At 66.0% G+C, this 19815-nt stretch carries 18 protein-coding genes; 10 read left to right on the plus strand and 8 right to left on the minus strand.

The window, feature by feature from the left end:
* Together LQT98_RS12520 and LQT98_RS12525 are read left to right on the plus strand one after the other, a co-directional pair.
* Positions 1 to 883 (plus strand): DUF6396 domain-containing protein (locus LQT98_RS12520; RefSeq protein WP_231462620.1); only part of this gene is annotated, 883 nt, incomplete at its 5' end.
* A gap of 12 nt (positions 884 to 895) precedes the next feature.
* Complete coding sequence (locus LQT98_RS12525) at positions 896 to 2314, plus strand: SEL1-like repeat protein (protein WP_231462621.1); 1419 nt, start codon at positions 896 to 898, stop codon at positions 2312 to 2314.
* Between the two features lie 121 nt (positions 2315 to 2435).
* On the opposite strand, the gene LQT98_RS12530 is transcribed toward LQT98_RS12525, so the two are convergent.
* The 6 genes from LQT98_RS12530 to LQT98_RS12555 form a co-directional block, all read right to left on the minus strand.
* On the minus strand, positions 2436 to 4244 hold the full coding sequence (locus LQT98_RS12530) for a carbon starvation CstA family protein (protein ID WP_231462622.1): 1809 nt from the start codon (positions 4242 to 4244) through the stop codon (positions 2436 to 2438).
* Between the two features lie 202 nt (positions 4245 to 4446).
* The gene (locus LQT98_RS12535; protein ID WP_231462623.1) at positions 4447 to 5217 is read right to left on the minus strand and encodes a type 2 periplasmic-binding domain-containing protein; all 771 of its coding nucleotides are present in this window, start codon (positions 5215 to 5217) and stop codon (positions 4447 to 4449) included.
* Between the two features lie 54 nt (positions 5218 to 5271).
* On the minus strand, positions 5272 to 6006 hold the full coding sequence (gene btsR, locus LQT98_RS12540; RefSeq protein WP_231462624.1) for a two-component system response regulator BtsR: 735 nt from the start codon (positions 6004 to 6006) through the stop codon (positions 5272 to 5274).
* Positions 6003 to 7721, minus strand: a complete 1719-nt coding sequence (locus tag LQT98_RS12545) for a sensor histidine kinase (RefSeq protein WP_269326020.1) — start codon at positions 7719 to 7721, stop codon at positions 6003 to 6005. The genes btsR and LQT98_RS12545 overlap by 4 nt, the downstream gene beginning before the upstream one ends.
* 139 nt (positions 7722 to 7860) lie before the next feature.
* Positions 7861 to 9387 carry a fumarate hydratase gene (locus LQT98_RS12550; protein WP_166454353.1) on the minus strand — a complete coding sequence of 509 codons (1527 nt, stop codon included), beginning with the start codon at positions 9385 to 9387 and terminating at the stop codon, positions 7861 to 7863.
* A 127-nt stretch (positions 9388 to 9514) separates the two neighbouring features.
* Entirely contained in the window at positions 9515 to 10456 is a 942-nt protein-coding gene (locus tag LQT98_RS12555) for a GlxA family transcriptional regulator (protein WP_048409808.1), read from the minus strand.
* A gap of 171 nt (positions 10457 to 10627) precedes the next feature.
* Between LQT98_RS12555 and LQT98_RS12560 the strand changes: the two genes are divergently transcribed.
* Both LQT98_RS12560 and LQT98_RS12565 read left to right on the plus strand, forming a co-directional pair.
* Positions 10628 to 11773: an aromatic ring-hydroxylating oxygenase subunit alpha gene (locus LQT98_RS12560; RefSeq protein WP_231462626.1), complete on the plus strand. Its 1146-nt coding sequence runs from the start codon at positions 10628 to 10630 to the stop codon at positions 11771 to 11773.
* A gap of 15 nt (positions 11774 to 11788) precedes the next feature.
* On the plus strand, positions 11789 to 12727 hold the full coding sequence (locus LQT98_RS12565; RefSeq protein WP_231462628.1) for a PDR/VanB family oxidoreductase: 939 nt from the start codon (positions 11789 to 11791) through the stop codon (positions 12725 to 12727).
* Between the two features lie 271 nt (positions 12728 to 12998).
* On the opposite strand, the gene LQT98_RS12570 is transcribed toward LQT98_RS12565, so the two are convergent.
* A complete protein-coding gene (locus LQT98_RS12570) occupies positions 12999 to 13268 on the minus strand; it encodes a type II toxin-antitoxin system HicB family antitoxin (RefSeq protein ID WP_231462629.1) in 270 nt (89 codons plus the stop codon).
* A 66-nt stretch (positions 13269 to 13334) separates the two neighbouring features.
* Positions 13335 to 14747: a sigma-54 interaction domain-containing protein gene (locus tag LQT98_RS12575; protein ID WP_231462630.1), complete on the minus strand. Its 1413-nt coding sequence runs from the start codon at positions 14745 to 14747 to the stop codon at positions 13335 to 13337.
* Positions 14748 to 14977: 230 nt separating this feature from the next.
* On the opposite strand from LQT98_RS12575, the gene LQT98_RS12580 reads away from it, so the two are divergent.
* From LQT98_RS12580 to LQT98_RS12605, 6 genes are all read left to right on the plus strand, one after another.
* Complete coding sequence (locus LQT98_RS12580; protein WP_231462631.1) at positions 14978 to 15769, plus strand: ABC transporter ATP-binding protein; 792 nt, start codon at positions 14978 to 14980, stop codon at positions 15767 to 15769.
* 18 nt (positions 15770 to 15787) lie between these two features.
* Positions 15788 to 16558 (plus strand): transporter substrate-binding domain-containing protein, encoded by a 771-nt coding sequence (locus LQT98_RS12585; RefSeq protein WP_231462632.1) that lies wholly within the window; start codon positions 15788 to 15790, stop codon positions 16556 to 16558.
* A gap of 40 nt (positions 16559 to 16598) precedes the next feature.
* Positions 16599 to 17312, plus strand: coding sequence for an ABC transporter permease (locus LQT98_RS12590; protein ID WP_019101254.1), 714 nt, complete (start codon positions 16599 to 16601; stop codon positions 17310 to 17312).
* A gap of 13 nt (positions 17313 to 17325) precedes the next feature.
* Entirely contained in the window at positions 17326 to 18021 is a 696-nt protein-coding gene (locus LQT98_RS12595; RefSeq protein ID WP_231462633.1) for an ABC transporter permease, read from the plus strand.
* A gap of 32 nt (positions 18022 to 18053) precedes the next feature.
* Positions 18054 to 19256 (plus strand): pyridoxal phosphate-dependent aminotransferase, encoded by a 1203-nt coding sequence (locus LQT98_RS12600; protein WP_231462634.1) that lies wholly within the window; start codon positions 18054 to 18056, stop codon positions 19254 to 19256.
* Positions 19253 to 19815, plus strand: a 563-nt coding sequence (locus LQT98_RS12605) for a thiamine pyrophosphate-binding protein (RefSeq protein ID WP_269326021.1), incomplete at its 3' end; no start/stop codon positions are given. The genes LQT98_RS12600 and LQT98_RS12605, both read left to right, overlap by 4 nt.

Below are 19815 nucleotides of genomic sequence, written 5' to 3' on the forward strand. Positions count from 1 at the left end.
GGCCGCCGATCTGGGCAACCCGGAGGCGCAATACTATGTGGCGGAACTGTTAGCGCCGCGTAGCAAAGCTCCGGACGTCGCCCGACAAATGCGTCGTTGTGCCGCCGAACAAGGGCATGGCCAAGCCGCTAATGGACTGGGAAATGATTTGGCTATTGATAAACGTTATGCCGAAGCTGTCGAAGTATTTCAACTCGGCGTCAAAGTGGGCAGCTACCTCTCTGCCAGCTTCTTGGAAGAAGGCTTCAATGATCCTGCTCCGAATAATCGACTGGATTACCTGGGGCTGGTCAAAGACCCCGAGCGCAAGAGCCGCTATCAAAAAATCGGCAAATTCCTCTACGACTACTCCTACCTGCAACCCACGGTAGAAGAAGTCGACCAGATCGTGCCGCTACCACCGGCCCCCTTGCCGCCCTGGGACGGCGGCTTCCGCTGGCTGAAAGCCTTTCGTGGGCCGGGACCGGCTCAGCCCAGCGAAGACCTGATCCAGCAGCTGGCCGAAGCCAAACATCTCGACCCCGCCACCGGCCTGTTCGACCCCAAACGCAAGGCCGCTGCCGAAGCCGAGGCCAAAGCCGCGCGCGAACGGGCCGAGCTGACCCCACCTTTCCCCAATGCGCTGCCCATCGGCACGCTGCGCCGCAGCGGCGACGTGCCCAATGTCAACGCCCACTGGCGGCCGCGGCCGCCCAAGGGCTGCGTGCCCTGGGGCAGTACCCATCCCACCCACTACTGCACCGCCGGCCAGCCGCTGCCCTTGCTCGATGTCGCCTTCCCGCTGCCATGGTGGCAGCAATGGCTGAGCAAGGAGTGGAAGGTCTACCGGCCCACCGAGGTGGAATGGGAGCTGGTGCGCTACCAACTGCCGCCCGAGGCTTGAAAGGAGCACCCGATGTTCAGCCACGCCAGCACGCGCCAGAACCCGGCAAACCGCCCGCTGATCCAGCAGGCGGCCGTGACCTTGTGGCTGACGGCTTTAGCCGTGAGCATCGCCGCCCCGGCCCTGGCTCAGGAGCCCCGCATGAGCACCCTCAACCCCAAACAACAAGAAGTGCTGGCCTTCCGCTGCGTCCACCAGCCACTGCCGACACCGACACCGGAAGCGGATCAGCTCTTCCTCTACGCCCGCCACCTGCAAAAGCACAATCTGCTCAAGCGCCAGCCCGACATCACGCGGCAAGTGCAGCGGCTCTACCGCATCGCCGCCGCCCATGGCCACGTCAAGGCCAATATCAATTTGCAGAATGGCCTGACCGATGGCGACTTCGCCGGCGGCTTCCGCGAAGTGCTGACGCTGAACGACAAGCTGATGGACCTGAGCCCCGCCCCCGGCTATTACAACCTCGCCTACTACACCAGCCGCGGCTACGGCAATATCAAGCGCGACCGCGAGCTGGCGCTGCGCTACTTTCGCAGGGCCGCCGATCTGGGTAATCCAGAGGCTCAGTTCCATGTCGCCGAGCTACTCAGCCCCTACGACAAAGCTCCTGATATCGCGGTGAAGATGTGGCAATGTGCAGCCGAACAAGGCCATGCTAAAGCGGCTTCAACCTTAGGCATTCGGCAACGCAATCTTAAACAATACCCACTGGCATTACAGGCTCACCAACTCGGCATTAAAGCCGGCAGCTACCTTTCCGCCAGCTTCTTGAAAGAAGGTTTTAGAACCCCTCCCCCAGATGACGGCATGGACTATATGGCTTTGCCACTAGATCCCGAACGCAGCCGCCGCTACCAGCAAATCGGCAAATTCCTCTACGACTACTCCTACCTGCAGCCCACGCTAGAAGAAGTCGACCAGATCGTGCCGCTGCCGCCGGCCCCCTTGCCGCCCTGGGATGGCGGCTTCCGCTGGCTGAAGGCCTTTCGCGGTCCCGGGCCGGCTCAGCCCAGCGAAGATCTGATCCAGCAGCTGGCCGAAGCCAAACATCTCGACCCCGCCACCGGCCTGTTCGATCCCAAGCGCAAGGCCGCCGCCGAAGCCGAGGCCAAAGCCGCGCGCGAACGGGCCGAGCTGACCCCGCCTTTCCCCAATGCGCTGCCCATCGGCGCGCTGCGCCGCAGCGGCGACGTGCCCAATGTCAACGCCCACTGGCGGCCGCGGCCGCCCAAGGGCTGCGTGCCCTGGGGCAGCACCCATCCCACCACCTACTGCACCGCCGGCCAGCCGCTGCCCTTACTCGACGTCGCCTTCCCGCTGCCGTGGTGGCAGCAATGGCTGAGCAAGGAATGGAAGGTCTACCGCGCCACCGAGGTGGAATGGGAACTGGTGCGCTACCAACTGCCGCCCCAAGCACCTCTCAAAGCTTAAACGCGGACATCATCAAACCCTGAGCAAGCCAGGCCTGCCGCTGCGGTTTATGCGTTGAACAGGCAAAAAAAGCCCGCTGTTTCCAGCGGGCCAAGTCTTACCCCAATTTTGATCACGCAGCTCAAGCCTCCGTGGCGGCCAGTTCGCGCCGCGCGTCCGGCGCCGGACGCGCCAACAGCTCCATCCACTTGCGGCAGGCGGACAGCAGGATCACCAGGCCCAGCGCCAGCATGGCGATGGAGATGGCGGCGTTGAACAGGTTGTAGCCCTTGGCCGCCGGGTTCAGGTAAACGTGCTTGATCATCCAGTAACCGGCGTAATTGACGGTGACGTAGAGATAAGCCAGCGGCAGCAAGCAGGTCATCATGTAGGCGCGATTGTGCGACAGCCGCAGGATGATGGTGGCGCCTATGATCAGGCCGATGGACGCCATCAGCTGATTGGACACGCCAAACAGCGCCCACACCGAATTGATGTCGCCGGAGTTCAGCAAATAGCCCCACAGCAGGCAGGCCACCACCGAGGCGCCGATGGCGCCGGGCATCCAGTCGGTGCGCTTGAGCGGTGCCCAGGCGTCGCCAACGAAATCCTGGATCAGATAACGGGCGACGCGGGTGCCGGAATCGATGGCGGTGAGGATGAACACCGCTTCGAACATCACCATGAACTGGAAGAAATAGGACGCCAGATTATGGAACCAGGGAATGCGGGTGAAGATGTCCGCCATGCCCACCGCCAGCGTCACCGCGCCGCCGGTGCGGCCGTACAGGTCCAGGCCGATCTCCTGGGACAGCTGCGGCAGGTTCACCACCTGCATGCCCAGCTTGGCGAAGGTGTCCGGCGCGGAGTTGATGGCGAAGTAATCCGCCGGGTGCAAAGCGGTGGCGGCGATCAAGGCCATCACCCCCACCACGCATTCGGCCAGCATCGCGCCGAAACCCACCGGCAGGATGTCGCTCCAGCGGTCTATCTGCTTGGGCGTGGTGCCAGAGCCGATGAAGGCATGGAAGCCGGAAATCGCGCCGCAGGCGATGGTGATGGAGATGAACGGCCATACCGGGCCGGCCAGCACCGGGCCGCCGCCGTGGATGAACTGGGTGACGGCGGGGAACTGGATTTGCGGGTTGATGAACACCACGCCCACCACCAGCAGGCCGAACACGCCTATCTTCATGAAGCTGGACAGGCAGGCGCGCGGAGTCAGCAGCATCCACACCGGCAACGCGGTGGCGAAGAAGGCGTAGATGGGCAGCAGCAGGGACACGGTGGACGCCTTCAGCGTCAGCAGCTCGCCCAGCGCGGTGCCTTGGATATAAGGGCCGGCGAACACACAGGCCATGATGGCGGCGACGCCGACATAGCTGGCGTTCTTCATATTGCCGGTGACGCGCTCCCACAGGCCGACGGCGATGGCGATGGGAATGGTCATGCTCACCGCGAACGCGCCCCAGGGATTGCGCTCCAGCGCATGCACCACCACCATGGACAAGCCGGCCATGGTGATGGTGATGATGAACAGCATGGCCAGGCCGGTGCACCAGCCGGCCCAGGGGCCGAGTTCGGTCTTGGCCACTTCCGACAGCGATTTGCCGTGATGCTTCATCGAGGCGAACAGCACCACGGTGTCGTGTACCGCGCCGCCGATCACACAGCCTATCAGCAGCCACAACATGCTGGGCAGATAGCCGTACTGGGCGGCCAACACCGGCCCCACCAGCGGGCCGGCCGCCGCGATGGCGGCGAAGTGGCCGCCAAACGCCACCCACTTGCTGGTGGGCACATAGTCCTTGCCGTCCTGCAATTCATGCGCCGGGGTCACGGCGCTATCATCGACACCCAATACCTTGCGCGTGAAGAACACCCCGTACAGGCGGTAGCAGATGGCAAGTATGCAAAGAGTGGCGATCACGAAGGTCAATGCGTGATCCATTTTTGTCAGCTCCGGTGATAGTCTTACCCGGAACTTACGCGCGGGCGCGGCCGCCGTGGGGCGGAAACCGGCTCAGCGGCAGCATGGCGGCGCCAGCGGTAGCCCAAAGGGGGCGAGCGGCGCCCGGAAATCTCGCGCGCAGGCACGACGACGAAAACCGTGGGAAAGCAGAACGGTAAAGAACGACATGAGCACCCGCCGCTCAGGGCTGCCAATCCTGATAAGGCTTATGCACCTTGAGATAAGCTTGTTGCAACTCGCCGCTGGCGCGCGCGGCGCGGATGGCCCGGCTCAGCGCCTGATTGACGAAATCGCCGCGATGGTTGCAATTGAGGAAGAGCACGTCCGGGTAATCGTCGAAGCGGGTGCGATGGATATTGGACAGCTTGAACTTGCGCACCAGATAATCCGCCTCCTCCTGAGCCCACAACACCCCGTCCACCCGGCCCAGGTTCAGCTTTTTCAACGACAGTTCCAGATTGACCACGCTCTTGCTGGGGAAGCCCCAGTTCACTGGCGGCGCTTCGATGTCGTACTTGGCCAGATTGGCCATGCGCAGCACATCGTCCCGGCTCAGCGGCCGGCTCTTGTGGGTGTAGAGCACGAAAGTGACCTTGCCCAGCATTTCCCGGGTGAACTGATACGGTGTGGCGTCATCGGCGCCGTCGTGCACCTTCATGATGGGAAAGCGGAAATCCGCGTTCTTGTCGCTGGTGTCCATGTACACGCGCTTGACCGGCTCGATGCTGAAGCTGATCTTGCCTTCCTTGTAATGCCTGGCCACCACTTGCAGCAGTTCGGCGAACGGGCTGCTTTGATTGTTCTCCAGCAATTGCGGCAGAAACACGGCGATGCCGTGCAAGTCCGGCCGCCGGATGTCCGGCGAGCTGTCCTGCGTCGCCGTGCCGTTGCAGGCATGAAGCAGCCCAGGCGTCATCCCCAGCGCCAAGGCCGCGCATTGTAATAGTCGCATCGCCATCTCACACTCCCCCTGTCTGAGATGTAGCACACGCGGCTGGCCGCCGCTTCAGCCGGCGATGCCCAGCGCGTCCTTCAAGGGCTTCAGATAGCGGCGGCTGACCGGCAGGCTGTGGCCGTCCAGCGTATGGATGGTGGCGACGCCGTTGTCGCCGAACAGGATTTCCCGGATCGCCGACAAGCGCACCAGGTATTGCCGATGGCAGCGGAACAGATCGCTGCGCTCTTCCAGCGTGCGTAGCGTCAGCTCGGTGAAGCGCTCCACGCCGGCGGCGTCCACCACGTAAACGCCGCTGAGCCGGGAGCAGACATAGGCCACCTCCTCCAAGCGGCACAGCACGATGCGGTTGACGCCCTGACAGGGAATCAGGCTTAGCGGCGCCAAGGCGCTCATCGCTGCTAGCGGCGGCGCGGCGCGCTGGCGCAGCCGCGCCAGGGTCTTGGTCAAGCGCGCCGGGTCCACCGGCTTCAGCAGATAGTCGCAGGCGTGTTCTTCAAAGGCCTGCAGCGCGTAGGCGTCGTAGGCGGTGACGAACACCACTTGCGGCATGGCTTCCGGGTCCAGCATCGCCAGCATTTCCAGGCCGCTGATGCGCGGCATCTGGATGTCCAGGAACACCACGTCCGGCTTGCGGCGATGGATGAAGGCGATGGCCTCCACCGCGTTGCCGCACTCGCCGACGATGTCCAGGCCGCCGGCGGCCTGCAGCAACTGGCGCAATTCGTCGCGCGCCAGCGGCTCGTCGTCCACCAGCAGCGCGCTGGGCAGGCCGGCCGCGCTCATGCCGCCGCTCCGGCGCGGCGCGCGTCCGCCTGCGGGCAACGACAGGGCAGCAGCAGGCTGACTCGGGTGTAAAACTCAGGCGCGCAATCCACCGCCACCCCGTAGGCCTCGCCGTAACGGGCGCGGATGCGGCGGTCCACCAGCGACATGCCCAGGCCGTCGCTCTGCTCCGGCTTGCGGTAGAGCCCGGCGTTGTCCTCCACCGTCACCCGCAGGCCGTGCGCGTCGCAGCGGGCGGAGATGCGGATGCGCCCCGGCTCCAGCAGCTGGGAGGTGCCGTGCTTGATCGCGTTTTCCACCAGCGGCTGCAGGGAAAAGGCCGGCAGCTCGGCCCGGCGCGCAGCCTCCGGCGCTTCTATCTCCACTTGCAGCCGGCCGGCGAAGCGCGCCTCCTCGATGCGCAGATAGGCGCTGACGTGATCGATCTCGTCGCCCAGCGTGGCCATCTCACTGGAGCGCTTCAGATTCTTGCGGAAAAAAGTGGACAGGTATTGCACCAGTTGGCGCGCGTGTTCCGGGTTGCGGCGTATCACCGCGGACAGGGTGTTGAGCGCGTTGAACAGGAAATGCGGATTGACCTGGGCGTGCAGCAGCTTGATCTCGGTCTGAGCCAGCAGCTGTTTCTGCTGCTCATACTTGCCTTGCAGGATCTGGTTGGACAGCAGCCGGGCAATGCCCTCGCCCAGGGTCAGGTTGATGCCGGAAAACAACTTGTTGCGCGTCTCGTACAGCTTGATGGTGCCTATCACCCGCTCGTCCTCGCCGCGCAAGGGGATCACCAGCGAGGAGCCCAGCTTGCAGGCTGGGCTGATGGAGCAACGGTAAGGCGTCTCGTTGCCGTCGGCGTACACCACCTGGTTGGCGGCAATCGCGCGCTGGGTCAGCGGCGAGGTGATCGGCGTGCCCGCCAGATGGTGGTCGGCGCCGGCGCCGATGAAGGCCAGCAGCCGCTCGCGGTCGGTCAGCGCCACCGCGCCCACGCCCAGTTCCTCGTACAGGATGCGCGCCATGGTCATGCAGTTGTCGCGATCGAAGCCGTGGCGCAACACGCCCTCGGCACGGGCGGCGATCTGCAGCGCCTTGGAGGAGAAAGCGGAGGAATACTTCTCCGCCAGCGCGCGCCGGTCCAGCAAGATGCGCATGAACATGGCCGCGCCAAGGGTGTTGGCTATCATCATCGGCAGCGCGATGCTGCGCACCAGATGCCAGGCGGCGGCGAAGGGCTTGACCGCCGCCAGCAGGATCAGCATTTGCATGCACTCGGCCAACAGCGCCACCGCGGCCACCGCCAGCGGGTCGAACACCCGCCCCAGCTGGCCGCGCCGCACGAAATAATGGTGCACCAGCCCGCCCAGCAAGCCTTCCGCCATGGTGGACGCCATGCAAGCGCCGGCGGTGACGCCGCCCAGAAAATAGCGATGCAGGCCGCCGGTGAAGCCCACCGCCAGCCCCACCCACGGCCCGCCCAGCATGCCGCCCAGCACCGCGCCGGTGGCGCGGGTGTTGGCGATGGAATCGTCGATGTGCAAGCCGAAGTAAGTGCCCATCACGCAGAACACCGAGAACACCAGATAGCACACCAGCTTGTGCGGCAGGCGGATGGTGACCTGGGTCAGCGGAATGAACAACGGCGTCTTGGACAAGAGATAGGCGATCACCAGGTAAACGCACATCTGCTGCAACAAGGTCAGGATCAATGAGAACTCGGTCAACATGCGGGCAGCACAATAAGGGTGTGCCGCCGAGCATAGGCGACGGTTCGCCGCCCGACCTTGGTCTGGATCAAACCGTTTTCAAGCGCCGCCGCCAAACAAAAACGGCCGCCGAAGGCGACCGTTTCTTTCCATCCAGACTTTACACCGGGATGAGCGGAATCTTCCCAATCTTTACGCGCCACTCGGCCGGGCCGGTGTTGTGCACGCTGGATCCACAGGAATCCACCGCCACCGTCACCGGCATGTCCTTGACCTCGAACTCGTAAATGGCTTCCATGCCCAGGTCTTCGAAGGCCACTACCTTGGACGCCTTGATCGCCTTGGACACCAGATAGGCGGAACCGCCGACGGCCATCAGATAGACCGCCTTGTTGTCCTTGATCGCCTCGATCGCGGTGGGACCGCGCTCGGCCTTGCCTATCATGCCCAGGAGGCCGGTCTGCTCCAGCATCTGGCGGGTGAACTTGTCCATGCGGGTGGCGGTGGTGGGGCCGGCCGGGCCCACCACTTCGTCGCGCACCGGATCCACCGGGCCCACGTAGTAGATGAAGCGGTTGGTGAAGTCCACCGGCAGCTTCTCGCCCTTGTTCAGCATGTCCACCATGCGCTTGTGCGCGGCGTCTCGGCCGGTGAGGATCTTGCCGTTGAGCAGCAGCACATCGCCCGGCTGCCAGCTTTGCACCTCTTCCGGGGTGATCGCGTCCAGGTTGACGCGCTTGCCGTTGGAGTTGTCGTAGGTGATGTCCGGCCAGTCTTCCAGGCGCGGCGCTTCCAGCGAAGCCGGGCCACTGCCGTCCAGGTGGAAGTGCACGTGGCGGGTGGCCGCGCAGTTGGGGATCATCGCCACCGGCAGGCTGGCCGCGTGGGTGGGGTAATCCAGAATCTTCACGTCCAGGACCGTGGTCAGGCCGCCCAGGCCCTGGGCGCCGATGCCCAGCGCGTTGACCTTTTCAAACAGCTCCAGGCGCAGTTGCTCCACGCGGCTCAGTTCCGCGCCGCTGTCGGCCTTGGCTTTCAAGTCCTGGATGTCCACATGGCTCATCAGGCTTTCCTTGGCCAGCAGCATCGCCTTTTCCGGCGTGCCGCCGATGCCGATGCCGAGAATGCCCGGCGGACACCAGCCGGCGCCCATGGTGGGCAGGGTCTTCAGCACCCAGTCCACGATGGAATCGGACGGATTCAGCGCGTAGAACTTGGATTTGTTCTCCGAGCCGCCGCCCTTGGCCGCACAGGTCACTTCCACGCCGTCGCCTTCGACGATCTCGAAATGCACCACCGCCGGGGTATTGTCCTTGCTGTTCTGGCGTTTGCCGGCCGGGTCCAGCAGCACCGAGGCGCGCAGCTTGTTGTCCGGGTTCAGGTAAGCGCGGCGCACGCCTTCGTTCACCATCTCCTGCACCGACAACTCGGCGTCCCACTGCACCTTCATGCCCACCTTCAGGAACACCACGGCGATGCCGGTATCCTGACAGATCGGGCGCTTGCCTTCGGCGCACATGCGGCTGTTGATCAGGATCTGGGCCATGGCGTCCTTGGCCGCCGGGCTCTCTTCCTTCAGATACGCCTGGTACAGCGCGTCGATATAGTCTTTGGGATGGTAATAGCTGATGAACTGGAAGGCGTCGGCAATGCTTTGCACGAAGTCTTCCTGACGGATGATGGCCATTTTCGGGTTTCTCCAGCGTAGGGCTATTTGGGGTTTGCCCTGTTATTTTATGGAGGCGCGCCGCCCGCGCCAATCCAAACCCTCAACAGTACCCGATAAAACCGTCCGCGGCCAGCCAATGGGTGGCCTAAAGACCGCTGCGATCCTCGCGATCTTCCCTCGGACTGCGGTCGAAACGCTTGCGATAGGCGCGGGAAAAATAAGACGGCGACTCAAAGCCGCAGACCACGCTGATTTCCACCACGCTCAGTTCGGTCTGGCGCAGCAGCCAGCGGGCGCGGTCCAGCCTCAGCGCGCGGTAGAACTCCGCCGGCGAGGCCTTGAGATGCGCGCGGAACAAGCGTTCCAGCTGGCGGCGGGTGGCGCCGCAACGCGCGGCCAGCTCCTCCGGCGGCCACGGCTCCTCCAGTTGCTCCTCCATCAGCCGTATCGCCTGCGCCAGCTTCTTGTTGTGCACCTGATAGCGGCTGGCCACCTGCAGGCGCTGGTGCTCGGACGGGCTGCGCATCTGCCCCTGCACCAATTGCTCGGACACCGCCAGCGCCAGCTCGCGGCCGTGACGGCGCGCCAGCAAGGCCAGCGCCAGGTCCAGCCCGGCCACCGCGCCGGCAGAGGTGGGCCGCCGCTCGGTCAGGAACAGCTCCTGGCTGGCGGTCACCTGCGGGTAGCGTTCCCGGAAGGCCGGAATCGCTTCCCAGTGCAGCGTCACCGTCTCGCCGCGCAGCAAGCCGGCCTCGGCCAGGATGAAACAGCCGGTGTCTATCGCCCCCAGGGTCACGCCCCCGCGCTCCAGCCGCCGCAGCGCCGCACCCAGCTCCGGCGTGTAATGCCGCAACGGATGGAAGCTGCTGACCACGAACAGACAGGTGCACGGCCCGGCCTCCGCCAGCGCGCCGTCCACCATCAACGCGATGCCGTTGCTGGCCGCCACCGCCTGGCCGTCCACGGACAACAGCCGCCAGCGGCTGGCGCCGGGCTGAAAGCGATTGGCAATGCGGAACGGCTCCATCAGCGCGGCGAAGCCGATGAAGGAAAACTCCGGCAACAGCAGGAAATGGTATTCGTCCACCGCACCCTCCCCAGTCCAAGGCCCAGCATAAGCGCGAGCGCCCGGTTCGCGCCAATGCAAATTGTCGCGCAATGAAAAGTAAGCGTCGCCGCCATCCGCTCCGCCGCCGCCGGCAAACCGTTAAATCATCAACAGCCGTCCCCCACTCAAGGCTTTTGAAGGAGCCCCGCCATGCAGCAGCACGCCATCATCCAGCCCCCGCCCGCCGCGCCGCGCCTGCCCGCCGACTTCTGCAGCGACATCGACCGCGCCCACACCCTGCCGGCGCGCTGCTACACCGCCGACGAGGTGTTCCAGTACGAAAAAGAACAGATCTTCGCCAAATCCTGGCTCTGCCTGTGCCACGGCAGCGAGCTGGCCCGGCCCAACGATTACGTCACCCGCCGGGTGATAGGCGAGAACATCCTGCTGCTGCGCGACCGCGACGGCGAGCTGCGCGCCTTCTACAACGTCTGCCCGCACCGCGGCCACGAGCTGCTCAGCGGCAGCGGCCAAGCCAGGAATGTGATCACCTGTCCCTACCACGCCTGGGCCTTCAAGCTGGACGGCCAACTGGCCCACGCGCGCAACTGCGAGCAGGTGGCGGACTTCGACCGGGCCGACAGTCACCTGAGCCCGTTGCGGGTGGCCGAATACTGCGGCTTCGTCTTCGTCAACATGGACCCGGACGCGGCGGACATCGACATTGAATACGCCGGCCTGCGCGAGCACTTCATGCAAGTGTGTCCGCGAGTGGCGGACCTGAAGGTGGCCGAGCGCGTGGTCACCACCACGCCGGCCAACTGGAAAGTCATCGTCGACAACTACATGGAGTGCTACCACTGCGCGCCGGCCCACCCCAGCTTCTCGCAATCGGTGACCACCGACGGCTACACCCACAGTCTTCACGGCCGCTGGACCTTGCAGCGCGGCGCCGCCCAATCCAGCGACAGCAGCTACGCCTTCGACGGCGAGGCCGCCAACCAGGCTTTCAACGGCTACTGGCTGTGGCCCGGCGTGATGTTCAACGTGGTGCCCGGCGACGCGGCGATGACGGTGATCTACGAATTTCCGGAATCCGCCGGCGTCACTGTCCAGCATTACGAAATCCTCTTCCTCAACCAGGATTTGAGCGAGGAACAGCGCCGCTTCGTCAGCTGGGCACGCGACGAATTCCGCCCCGAAGACCTGCGGCTGGTGGAAAGCGTGCAACGCGGGCTGCAATCGCGCGGCTACCGCGGCCAGGGCCGCATCATGGCGGACAGCCAGCGCAGCGGCATCAGCGAGCACGGCATCGCCCATTTCCACCAGATGGTGGCCGCCGCCTACCGCGGCTGAACCGGAGCGCCGCGCATGCCCGCCATCGTCACCGAAGTCTGCGCCATCGAAGAAGTGGCCGCCGGCGTCAAGGCCTTCACCCTGCGGCCGCTGGACGGCCCGGCCCCGCCCTGCCCGTCCGGCAGCCACATCGTGGTGGACATGCCGCCGCCGGGCCGGCCGGCGGCCTATTCTCTGTTGGACCCCGGCGGCGGGGTCTACCGCATCGCGGTCAAACACGAGCCGGATTCGCGCGGCGGCTCGCGTTATCTGCACGCGCTGGCGCCGGGCAGCCGCCTGCGGGTGCAAGCGCCGGCCAACCGTTTCCCGCTGGCCGCCGTGCCCGGCCCGCGGCTGTTCATCGCCGGCGGCATCGGCATTACGCCCTTCATCGCCCATATGGCGGCGCTGGGCGCTGACGCGAACTACCAGCTGCACTACACCTTCCGCGACGCCGCTGGCGGCGCCTTCGCCGCCCAACTGGCCGAGCGAAGCCAGCGCGGCGACGCCAGAATCCACCTGTACGAGAGCCGGGCCGGCCGCAGGCTGGACCTGGACGCGCTGATCGCCGCCGCGCCGGCGGACAGCCAGGTGTATGTGTGCGGACCGGAACGGCTGATCGCGGCGGCTGCGGACGCCTGCGCGCGGCGCTTGCCGGCCGGCCGGCTGCACTATGAGCGCTTCTGCGCCGACACGGCGGCGGCGAGCGCCGGCTTCGAGGTGGAGCTGGCCCGCTCCGGCCTGCGGCTGCGGGTGGACGCCGACGAATCCATCCTGGCGGCGATAGAACGGCAGAGCTCGCTGCGGCCGGACTGCCTATGCCGGGAAGGCTATTGCGGCAGCTGCGAAACCAGGCTGCTGGCAGGAGACGCCGAACACCGCGACCAATACCTGAACGAGGCGGAGCGGCGGGAGCGCATCATGATCTGCGTGTCGCGGGCAGCGGGGGACGGGCCGCTGGTACTGGATCTGTGAGAACCTGTTTACGATCTGCTGCGCTGCGTGGAGCGTTACACGGTGAGTACGGCTTCGAAATGCTCATGTACCGTGTGTACATTCCGCTTTCTCAGCCGCTTTCGCCTTGTCTCGCCTTAGCTCGCGAGATCGTAAACAGGTTCTGAGAGGCGGTTTAAAGGCCACCGATGTGGAAAACCGCGAGCGCTGGCATTGCAGAGACCCTGAACCCAACTGCTAGCGCAAGAAATTGCACCCGCAGCCTGACATTGATCTTGCGTACCTTGCCCTGCTAACGGGCAACGCCCACTTCCACCCACTCCCAGATATGGCCGGCAAACTCGGGTTTGCCGACATGGGCCTGCACGCTGCTGGCCCGCGGGATGACACTCTTGTCTTCCACCAGCCCTTCCAGATGCAGTTCGATGGCTTCGCGGGCGTTACGGATGGCCTCATCCAGGGTGTCTCCGGCGGAGAAGCAGCCGGGCAGATCCGGCACGATGACGCCGTAGGCATGGCGATCGTCGCCGGGTTCCACTGCAATGGGATAGCGGTATCGCATAATGGCTCCTTTATGCTATTCAGCACGCCTATTGGTAGGCCTCTTTATGGATATGCCCCGCTCCGCTCACCCCAACACCGTGCGCGCCAGCTGTATCCCGTGCTTCTTCAACTTGTACTGCAAGGTGGCGCGCGGCAGGCCCAGCCGGCGCGCCGCCTCGGTCAGATTGGCGCAGCCCTCCAGGCAATCCACCAACAGCCGGCGCTCATAGCGCGCCATCCGCTGCTCCAGCGTGCCCTCGCCGTCCGGCGGCGGCACGGCCGGCGGTCGGCGTTCCTCCGCGCGCCGCTGCGCCGTCTCGCCCTCTTCCTCCAACAACAGGAAATCCAGTTCGTCTCCGCCCTCGCACAGGATCAGACTGCGCAGCAGCACGTTCTCCAGCATGCGCACATTGCCCGGCCAGTGATAGCGCAGCATGCGCTCCATCACCGCGTGGCTGATGCGCTGCACGCGGTGGCCGGTGACCTTGCCGTGCTTGCGCAAGAAAGCCTGCGCCAGCAGCGGAATGTCCCGCAGCCGCTCGCGCAGCGGCGGCACCGCCAGACAGCCCACGTTCAGCCGGTACAGCAGGTCCGGCCGGATCTTGCGCTCATCCAGCATCCGCTGCGGCGACTCGTTGCTGGCCACCACAACCCGCACGTCCACGCGCACCTCGGCGCCGGAGCCCACCCGGCTGAACGTGCCCTCCTGCAAGGCGCGCAGCAGCTTGCCCTGGATGGACAGCGGCAGCGAATTGATCTCGTCCAGAAACAAGGTGCCGCCATGAGCGGATTCCAGCACCCCGCGCCGGTCCTCCGCTCCGGTGAAGGCGCCGCGCACGGTGCCGAACAAGGTGCTTTCAAACAGCGGCTCCGGCAGCGCCGCGCAATTGAGCACCACGAAGGGGCGATCGGCGCGCGGCCCTTCCTGGTGCAGCAAACGGGCGAACAACTCCTTGCCGGTGCCGGTTTCGCCGTGGATCAACACCTGCACATCGGCGCGCGCCAGCCGCCGGGCCTGGTGGATCAGCTGCTTCATCGCCGCGTCGTCGGTGATGATGCCCATCAGCCCACCGTCGGCCTCCTCCGCCACCCCCTGCTGCAAATCCACCAGCGCCTGATGCAACGGGCTGACCACGGTCAGATCACGGGACAGCTCCACCGCGCCGACGATGCGGCCGTCGGCGCGCTTCAGCGGCAGCGTGGTGTGCACCTGATGTACCGCCTTGCCCCTGGGGTTGCGATAACGCTGGTAATGATTGCGGTAGCTGCGGCCCTGCCGCAGCGCCTGCAGCAAGGTGCTGTTGCTCTCGTCCAGCTCCGGGTACAGCTCCAGCAAATAGGCCCCCAGCGCCTGCTCCGCGGTGTACTCGTCCAGCTGCGAGCACTCCTGGTTGTAATAGGCGTAGCGCCCGTCCTGGTCGATGATGGCCACCGACAGGCCGATCGCGTCAAAGAAATCGCCAAACAGCGCAATGCCCTGGCTCAGGTCCGCGTCCATGCCTCCCCCTCTACTCCGCATCACAAGCGCGGGCGCCGAAAATTCGGCGTTTTTATGAATAGTTGCAGTATTGACGGTTTTCGTCGCCACGAGCAAGCGCAAAACCCCTTTAAATTCATGCAATTAAAAAATGCGTCCGCTGGCATGGATGTTGCCACACTCAGCAGAGCCGCGCCCACACGCGGCACACAACTACAGCAGGCTGCCACAGCCGCAAGGAGGAGAGATTCATGCATCACCCCACCCCCGCCATCCACCCTCCCCCCGCGCCCATCGTCGCGGTGGAAAACCTGCGCAAGCGCTTCGACGGCCAAGTCGTGCTGGACGGCGTCTCCTTCGCCGCCTCCGCCGGCGAAGTGGTGTCGCTGATCGGCGCCAGCGGCTCCGGCAAGAGCACCTTGCTGCGCTGTCTCAACCTGCTGGAAGTTCCGGACGACGGCCGAGTGCTGATCGCCGGCGAGGAGATCGCCCTGCGCACCGACAAACGCGGCCGGCGCGCGCCGGCCGACCCGCGCCAGGTGGACCGGCTGCGCTCGCGGCTGGGCATGGTGTTTCAGAACTTCAATCTATGGCCGCACATGACGGTGCTGGAAAACCTGATCGAGGTGCCGGTGCGCGTCCTGCGCCAGCCGCGCGCCGAAGCGGTGGCGCTGGCCGAGACGCTGCTGGAGAAAGTGGGCATGGCGGACAAGCGCCAGGCCTATCCGGCCTTTTTGTCCGGCGGCCAGCAACAGCGGGTGGCCATTGCCCGCGCGCTGGCCACCCGGCCAGCGGTGATGCTGTTCGACGAACCCACCTCCGCGCTGGACCCGGAACGGGTGGGCGAGGTGCTGCGGGTGATACGCCAACTGGCGGATGAAGGCTGCACCATGCTGCTGGTCACCCATGAAATGGCCTTCGCCCGCGAAGTGTCCAGCAAAGTGCTGTTCCTGCATCAGGGCCGCATCGAGGAAGCCGGCCCGCCGGAACAGGTTTTCGCCGCGCCGCGCAGCGAACGCTGCCGCCAGTTTGTCAACGCCTGACACCCAGGGAGAAACCCCATGAACCGATTCCGCGCCCTCATCGCCGCCTTCGCCGTCCTGTACTGTGCCGCCGCGGCCGCCAATCCGCTGCGCATCGGCATCGCCGCCGAACCCTACCCGCCGTTCACCATCAAGCAGAGCAACGGCCAATGGAGCGGCTTTGAAGTGGAGCTGGTACGCAAGCTGTGCCAGCGCCTCAAACAAAGCTGTCAGATCGCCGAAGTGTCCTGGGACGGCATCATCCCCGCGCTCAACAGCAAGAAGATAGACGTGATCTTCAACTCCATGTCCATCACCCCTGAGCGGGAAAAAGTCATCGCCTTCAGCCTGCCTTATTACTACACCGCCTCCGAGTTCGTCGGCCCCAAGGGCCAGAAAGCCGTCCTCAGCCCGGCCGGGCTCAAGGGCAAGACCCTGGGCGTGCAATCCGCCACCACCAACGCCAACTTTCTGAAGAAATACTACGGCGCCGGCTCCGTCATCCGTTACTACAACACCCAGGACGAACTGAACGCCGACCTCGTCGCCGGCCGCGTGGACCTGATGCTGCTGGACGCGCTGGCCGCCAGCGATTTCCTTGGCGGCAAGGACGGTTCCGGGCTGGAATCCAAGGGCCTGGCGCCCAAGGACCCGCTGTTCGGCCCCGGCATCGGCGCCGGCCTGCGCAAGACCGACGTCGCGCTCAAGCGGCAGTTCGACCAGGCCATCCTGCAACTGCGCGCCGACGGCAGCTTCGACGCCATCCAGAAGAAATACTTCAAGGTCAACATCTCGCCGGACGCCAAGTGACAGCGACCCGCCCGCCTGAGCCGCCCCAGGGAGAGCCTATATGCTGGATGCACTGCAACAAGCCTACGACGCCGTAGTCCGCGACTGGGGCCCCGCCCTGCTGCAAGGCGCCGTGGTCACGCTGGAAATCTCCTTGGGCGCTTTCGCGCTGGGCCTGGTCATCGGCCTGGCCACCGCTCTGGTCAAACTGGGCGGCCACCCGCTGCTCAAACGGCTGGCCAACGCCTACACCAGCGTGTGCCGCTCGCTGCCGGAACTGCTGCTGATCCTGCTGCTCTACTACGCCGGCGGCGACGCCATCAACGCGCTGGCGGCGCTGCTGGGCCAGCCGCAGGTGGAGGTGAACGGCTTCGCCGCCGCCATCGTGGTGCTGGGCATCGTGCAAGGCGCTTACGCGGCGGAAATCATGCGCGGCGCGGTGCAGGCGATACCGCACGGCCACATCGAGGCCGCGCGCGCCTTCGGCTGCGGCCGCTGGCTGACCGCCCGCCGCGTGATCCTGCCGGAGATGATGCCCTACGCGCTGGCCGGCCTGGCCAATCTGTGGCTGGTGCTGATCAAGGACAGCGCGCTGATCAGCGTGGTGGGCTACAGCGAACTGCTGTTCACCACCAAGCAGGCCGCCGGCTCCACCCGCCAATACCTGCTGTTCTATCTGACCGTGGCCGCCATCTACCTATTGATGACCCTGCTGTCCAACGCCGGCTTCAGCCTGATTGAACGCCGCTTCCGCCGCTGGCAACCGGCGCTGTGAACGGGAGACCCGCATGAACTTCCAATGGCTGCAAGACTACGGCCCCATGCTCTGGCGCGGCGTCGCCGTCACCGCGCAATTGCTGCTGCTCTCCGGCGGCCTGGGCTTCGCGCTGGCGGTGGCGGTGGGCTTTGCCCGGCTGTCCCGCCAGCCCTTCCTCGCCTGGCTCAGCCTGTCCTTCACCAATTTGATCCGCGGCACCCCGCTGCTGGTGCAGATCTACGTGCTCTATTACGGCCTGGGCAGCTTGTTCGCCGGCTTTCCGGCGCTGCGCGACAGCCTGCTGTGGCCTTATCTGCGCGAAGGCTTCTGGTACGTGGCGCTGGCGCTGGCGCTGAGCGTGGCCGGCTATGTCGGCGAAGTGGTGCGCGGCGGCCTGGCCGCCGTGCCCAAGGGCGAACTGGAAGCCGCCCGCGCGCTGGGCATGTCGCGGCTGACCGCGGCGCGACGCATCTGGCTGCCGCGCGCGCTGCTGATCCTGCTGCCGTCCTTGGCCGGCGAAACCGTGCTGCTGCTCAAATCCACCGCGCTGGCCTCCACCGTGGCGGTGATGGACGTGCTGGGCGCGGCCAACCTGGTGCGCGCGCAAACCCTGCGCACCTACGAACCGCTGCTGACCGTGGCGCTGATTTATTTCGCGCTGGCCTGGCTGATAGAACGCGTCTTTCTGCGGCTGGAAAAGAGACTGCCGGTCCGCACCGCCTTCTGACACCGTCCTACACCATTATTACGGAGACCTCCATGCGCTTTTCCCCTCTGGTCGAACGCATCGCCGGCGAACGCGTCGATGCCTGGAACATCCACCTGGCGGCGCAGCAAGCCGCCGCCCGCGGCGAGGACGTGATCATCCTCAGCGTGGGCGATCCGGAGTTCGCCACCCCGGCCCCCATCATTGAACGCGCGGTGGCCGCGCTGCGCGACGGCGACACCCACTACAGCCCGGTGGACGGCCGCGCCGACCTGCGCGCCGCCATCGCCCGCCGCCACGCCGCCGCCACCGGCCTGGACATGGACGCCGACAACGTCATCGTGGTGGCCGGCGCGCAAAACGGTCTGTTCTCCGCCGCGCTCTGCCTGTGCCAGGCCGGCGACGAAGTGCTGGTGCCGGAACCGATGTACCTGACCTACGAAGCCAGCATCCGCGCCAGCGGCGCCGCGCTGGTGCCGGTGCCGGTCAAACCCGCGGACGGTTTCCATCTGGACCTGGCCGCGTTGGAAGCCGCCGTCACCCCGCGCAGCCGCGCGATCTTCCTCGCCACCCCCTGCAACCCCACCGGCGCGGCGCTGCGCCCGGACGAACTGGCCGCGGTGGCCGCGCTGGCCCGCCGCCACGACCTGTGGGTGGTGGCCGACGAAGTCTACGCCGGCCTCAGTTTCGAAGCCCCGCACCACAGCATCGCCGCCCTGCCCGGCATGGCGGAACGCACGCTGACCCTGGGCAGCCTGTCCAAATCCCACGCCATGGCCGGCTGGCGGCTGGGCTGGGCCGCCGGCCCGCGCCCGCTGATCCAGCACATGGGCACCCTGGCCCTGTGCATGCTCTACGGCCTCCCCGGCTTCATCCAGCAAGCCGCGCTGCTGGCGCTGCAAGACTATGACGCCTTCGTCGACCCCGTCCGCGCGCTGTACCGGCGGCGGCGCGACCTGGCCCACAGCCTGCTCAGCGGCGTGGACGGCCTGCACTGCCCGCTGCCGGAAGCCGGCATGTTCCTGCTGCTGGACGTGCGCGGCTGCGGCCTGGAGGCCGGGGATTTCGCCTGGAAACTGTTTGAAGCCACCGGCGTCTCCGTGCTGGACGCCGCCGCCTTCGGCCCCACCGCCGCCGGCTTCATCCGCCTGGGCCTGGTGGTGGACGACGAACGCCTGGCCGAAGCCTGCCGCCGCATCGCCCGCTTCGCCGGCCAACTGCGCGCCGCCGCGCCGAGACAAAAGGAATCCGCATGAGCGCCACCCTGGGCAGCTACCTCACCGCCTGGCTGGCGGCTTACGACGTCGACACCGTGTTCGGCATCCCCGGCGTCCACACCATCGAGCTCTACCGCGGCCTGGCCGGCAGCGGCATCCGCCACATCGCCGCCCGCCACGAACAAAGCCTGGGCTTCATGGCCGACGGCTACGCCCGCGTCAGCGGCAAACCCGGCGTCTGCTTCGTCATCACCGGCCCCGGCCTCACCAATATCGCCACGGCCATGGGCCAGGCCTACGCCGACTCCATCCCGCTGCTGGTGATCTCCGGCGTCAACGCGCGCGGCAAGCTGGGCTCCGGCGACGGCCACCTGCACGAACTGCCGGACCAGCACGCGCTGGCCAGCCAGATCGCCGCCTTCAGCCACACCCTGACCGCGGCGGCGGAACTGCCCCAAGTGCTGGCGCGCGCCTTCGCCGTGTTCGACGGCGGCCGCCCGCGCCCGGTGCACATCGAAATCCCGCTGGACCTGATGGCCGCGCCCGCCGACGGCCTGCCGCCGCCACAAGCGCCGGCGATGCGGCTGCTGCGCGGGCC

Source organism: Chromobacterium aquaticum (assembly GCF_021129195.1).
In the GTDB taxonomy this organism is placed as follows: domain Bacteria; phylum Pseudomonadota; class Gammaproteobacteria; order Burkholderiales; family Chromobacteriaceae; genus Chromobacterium; species Chromobacterium aquaticum.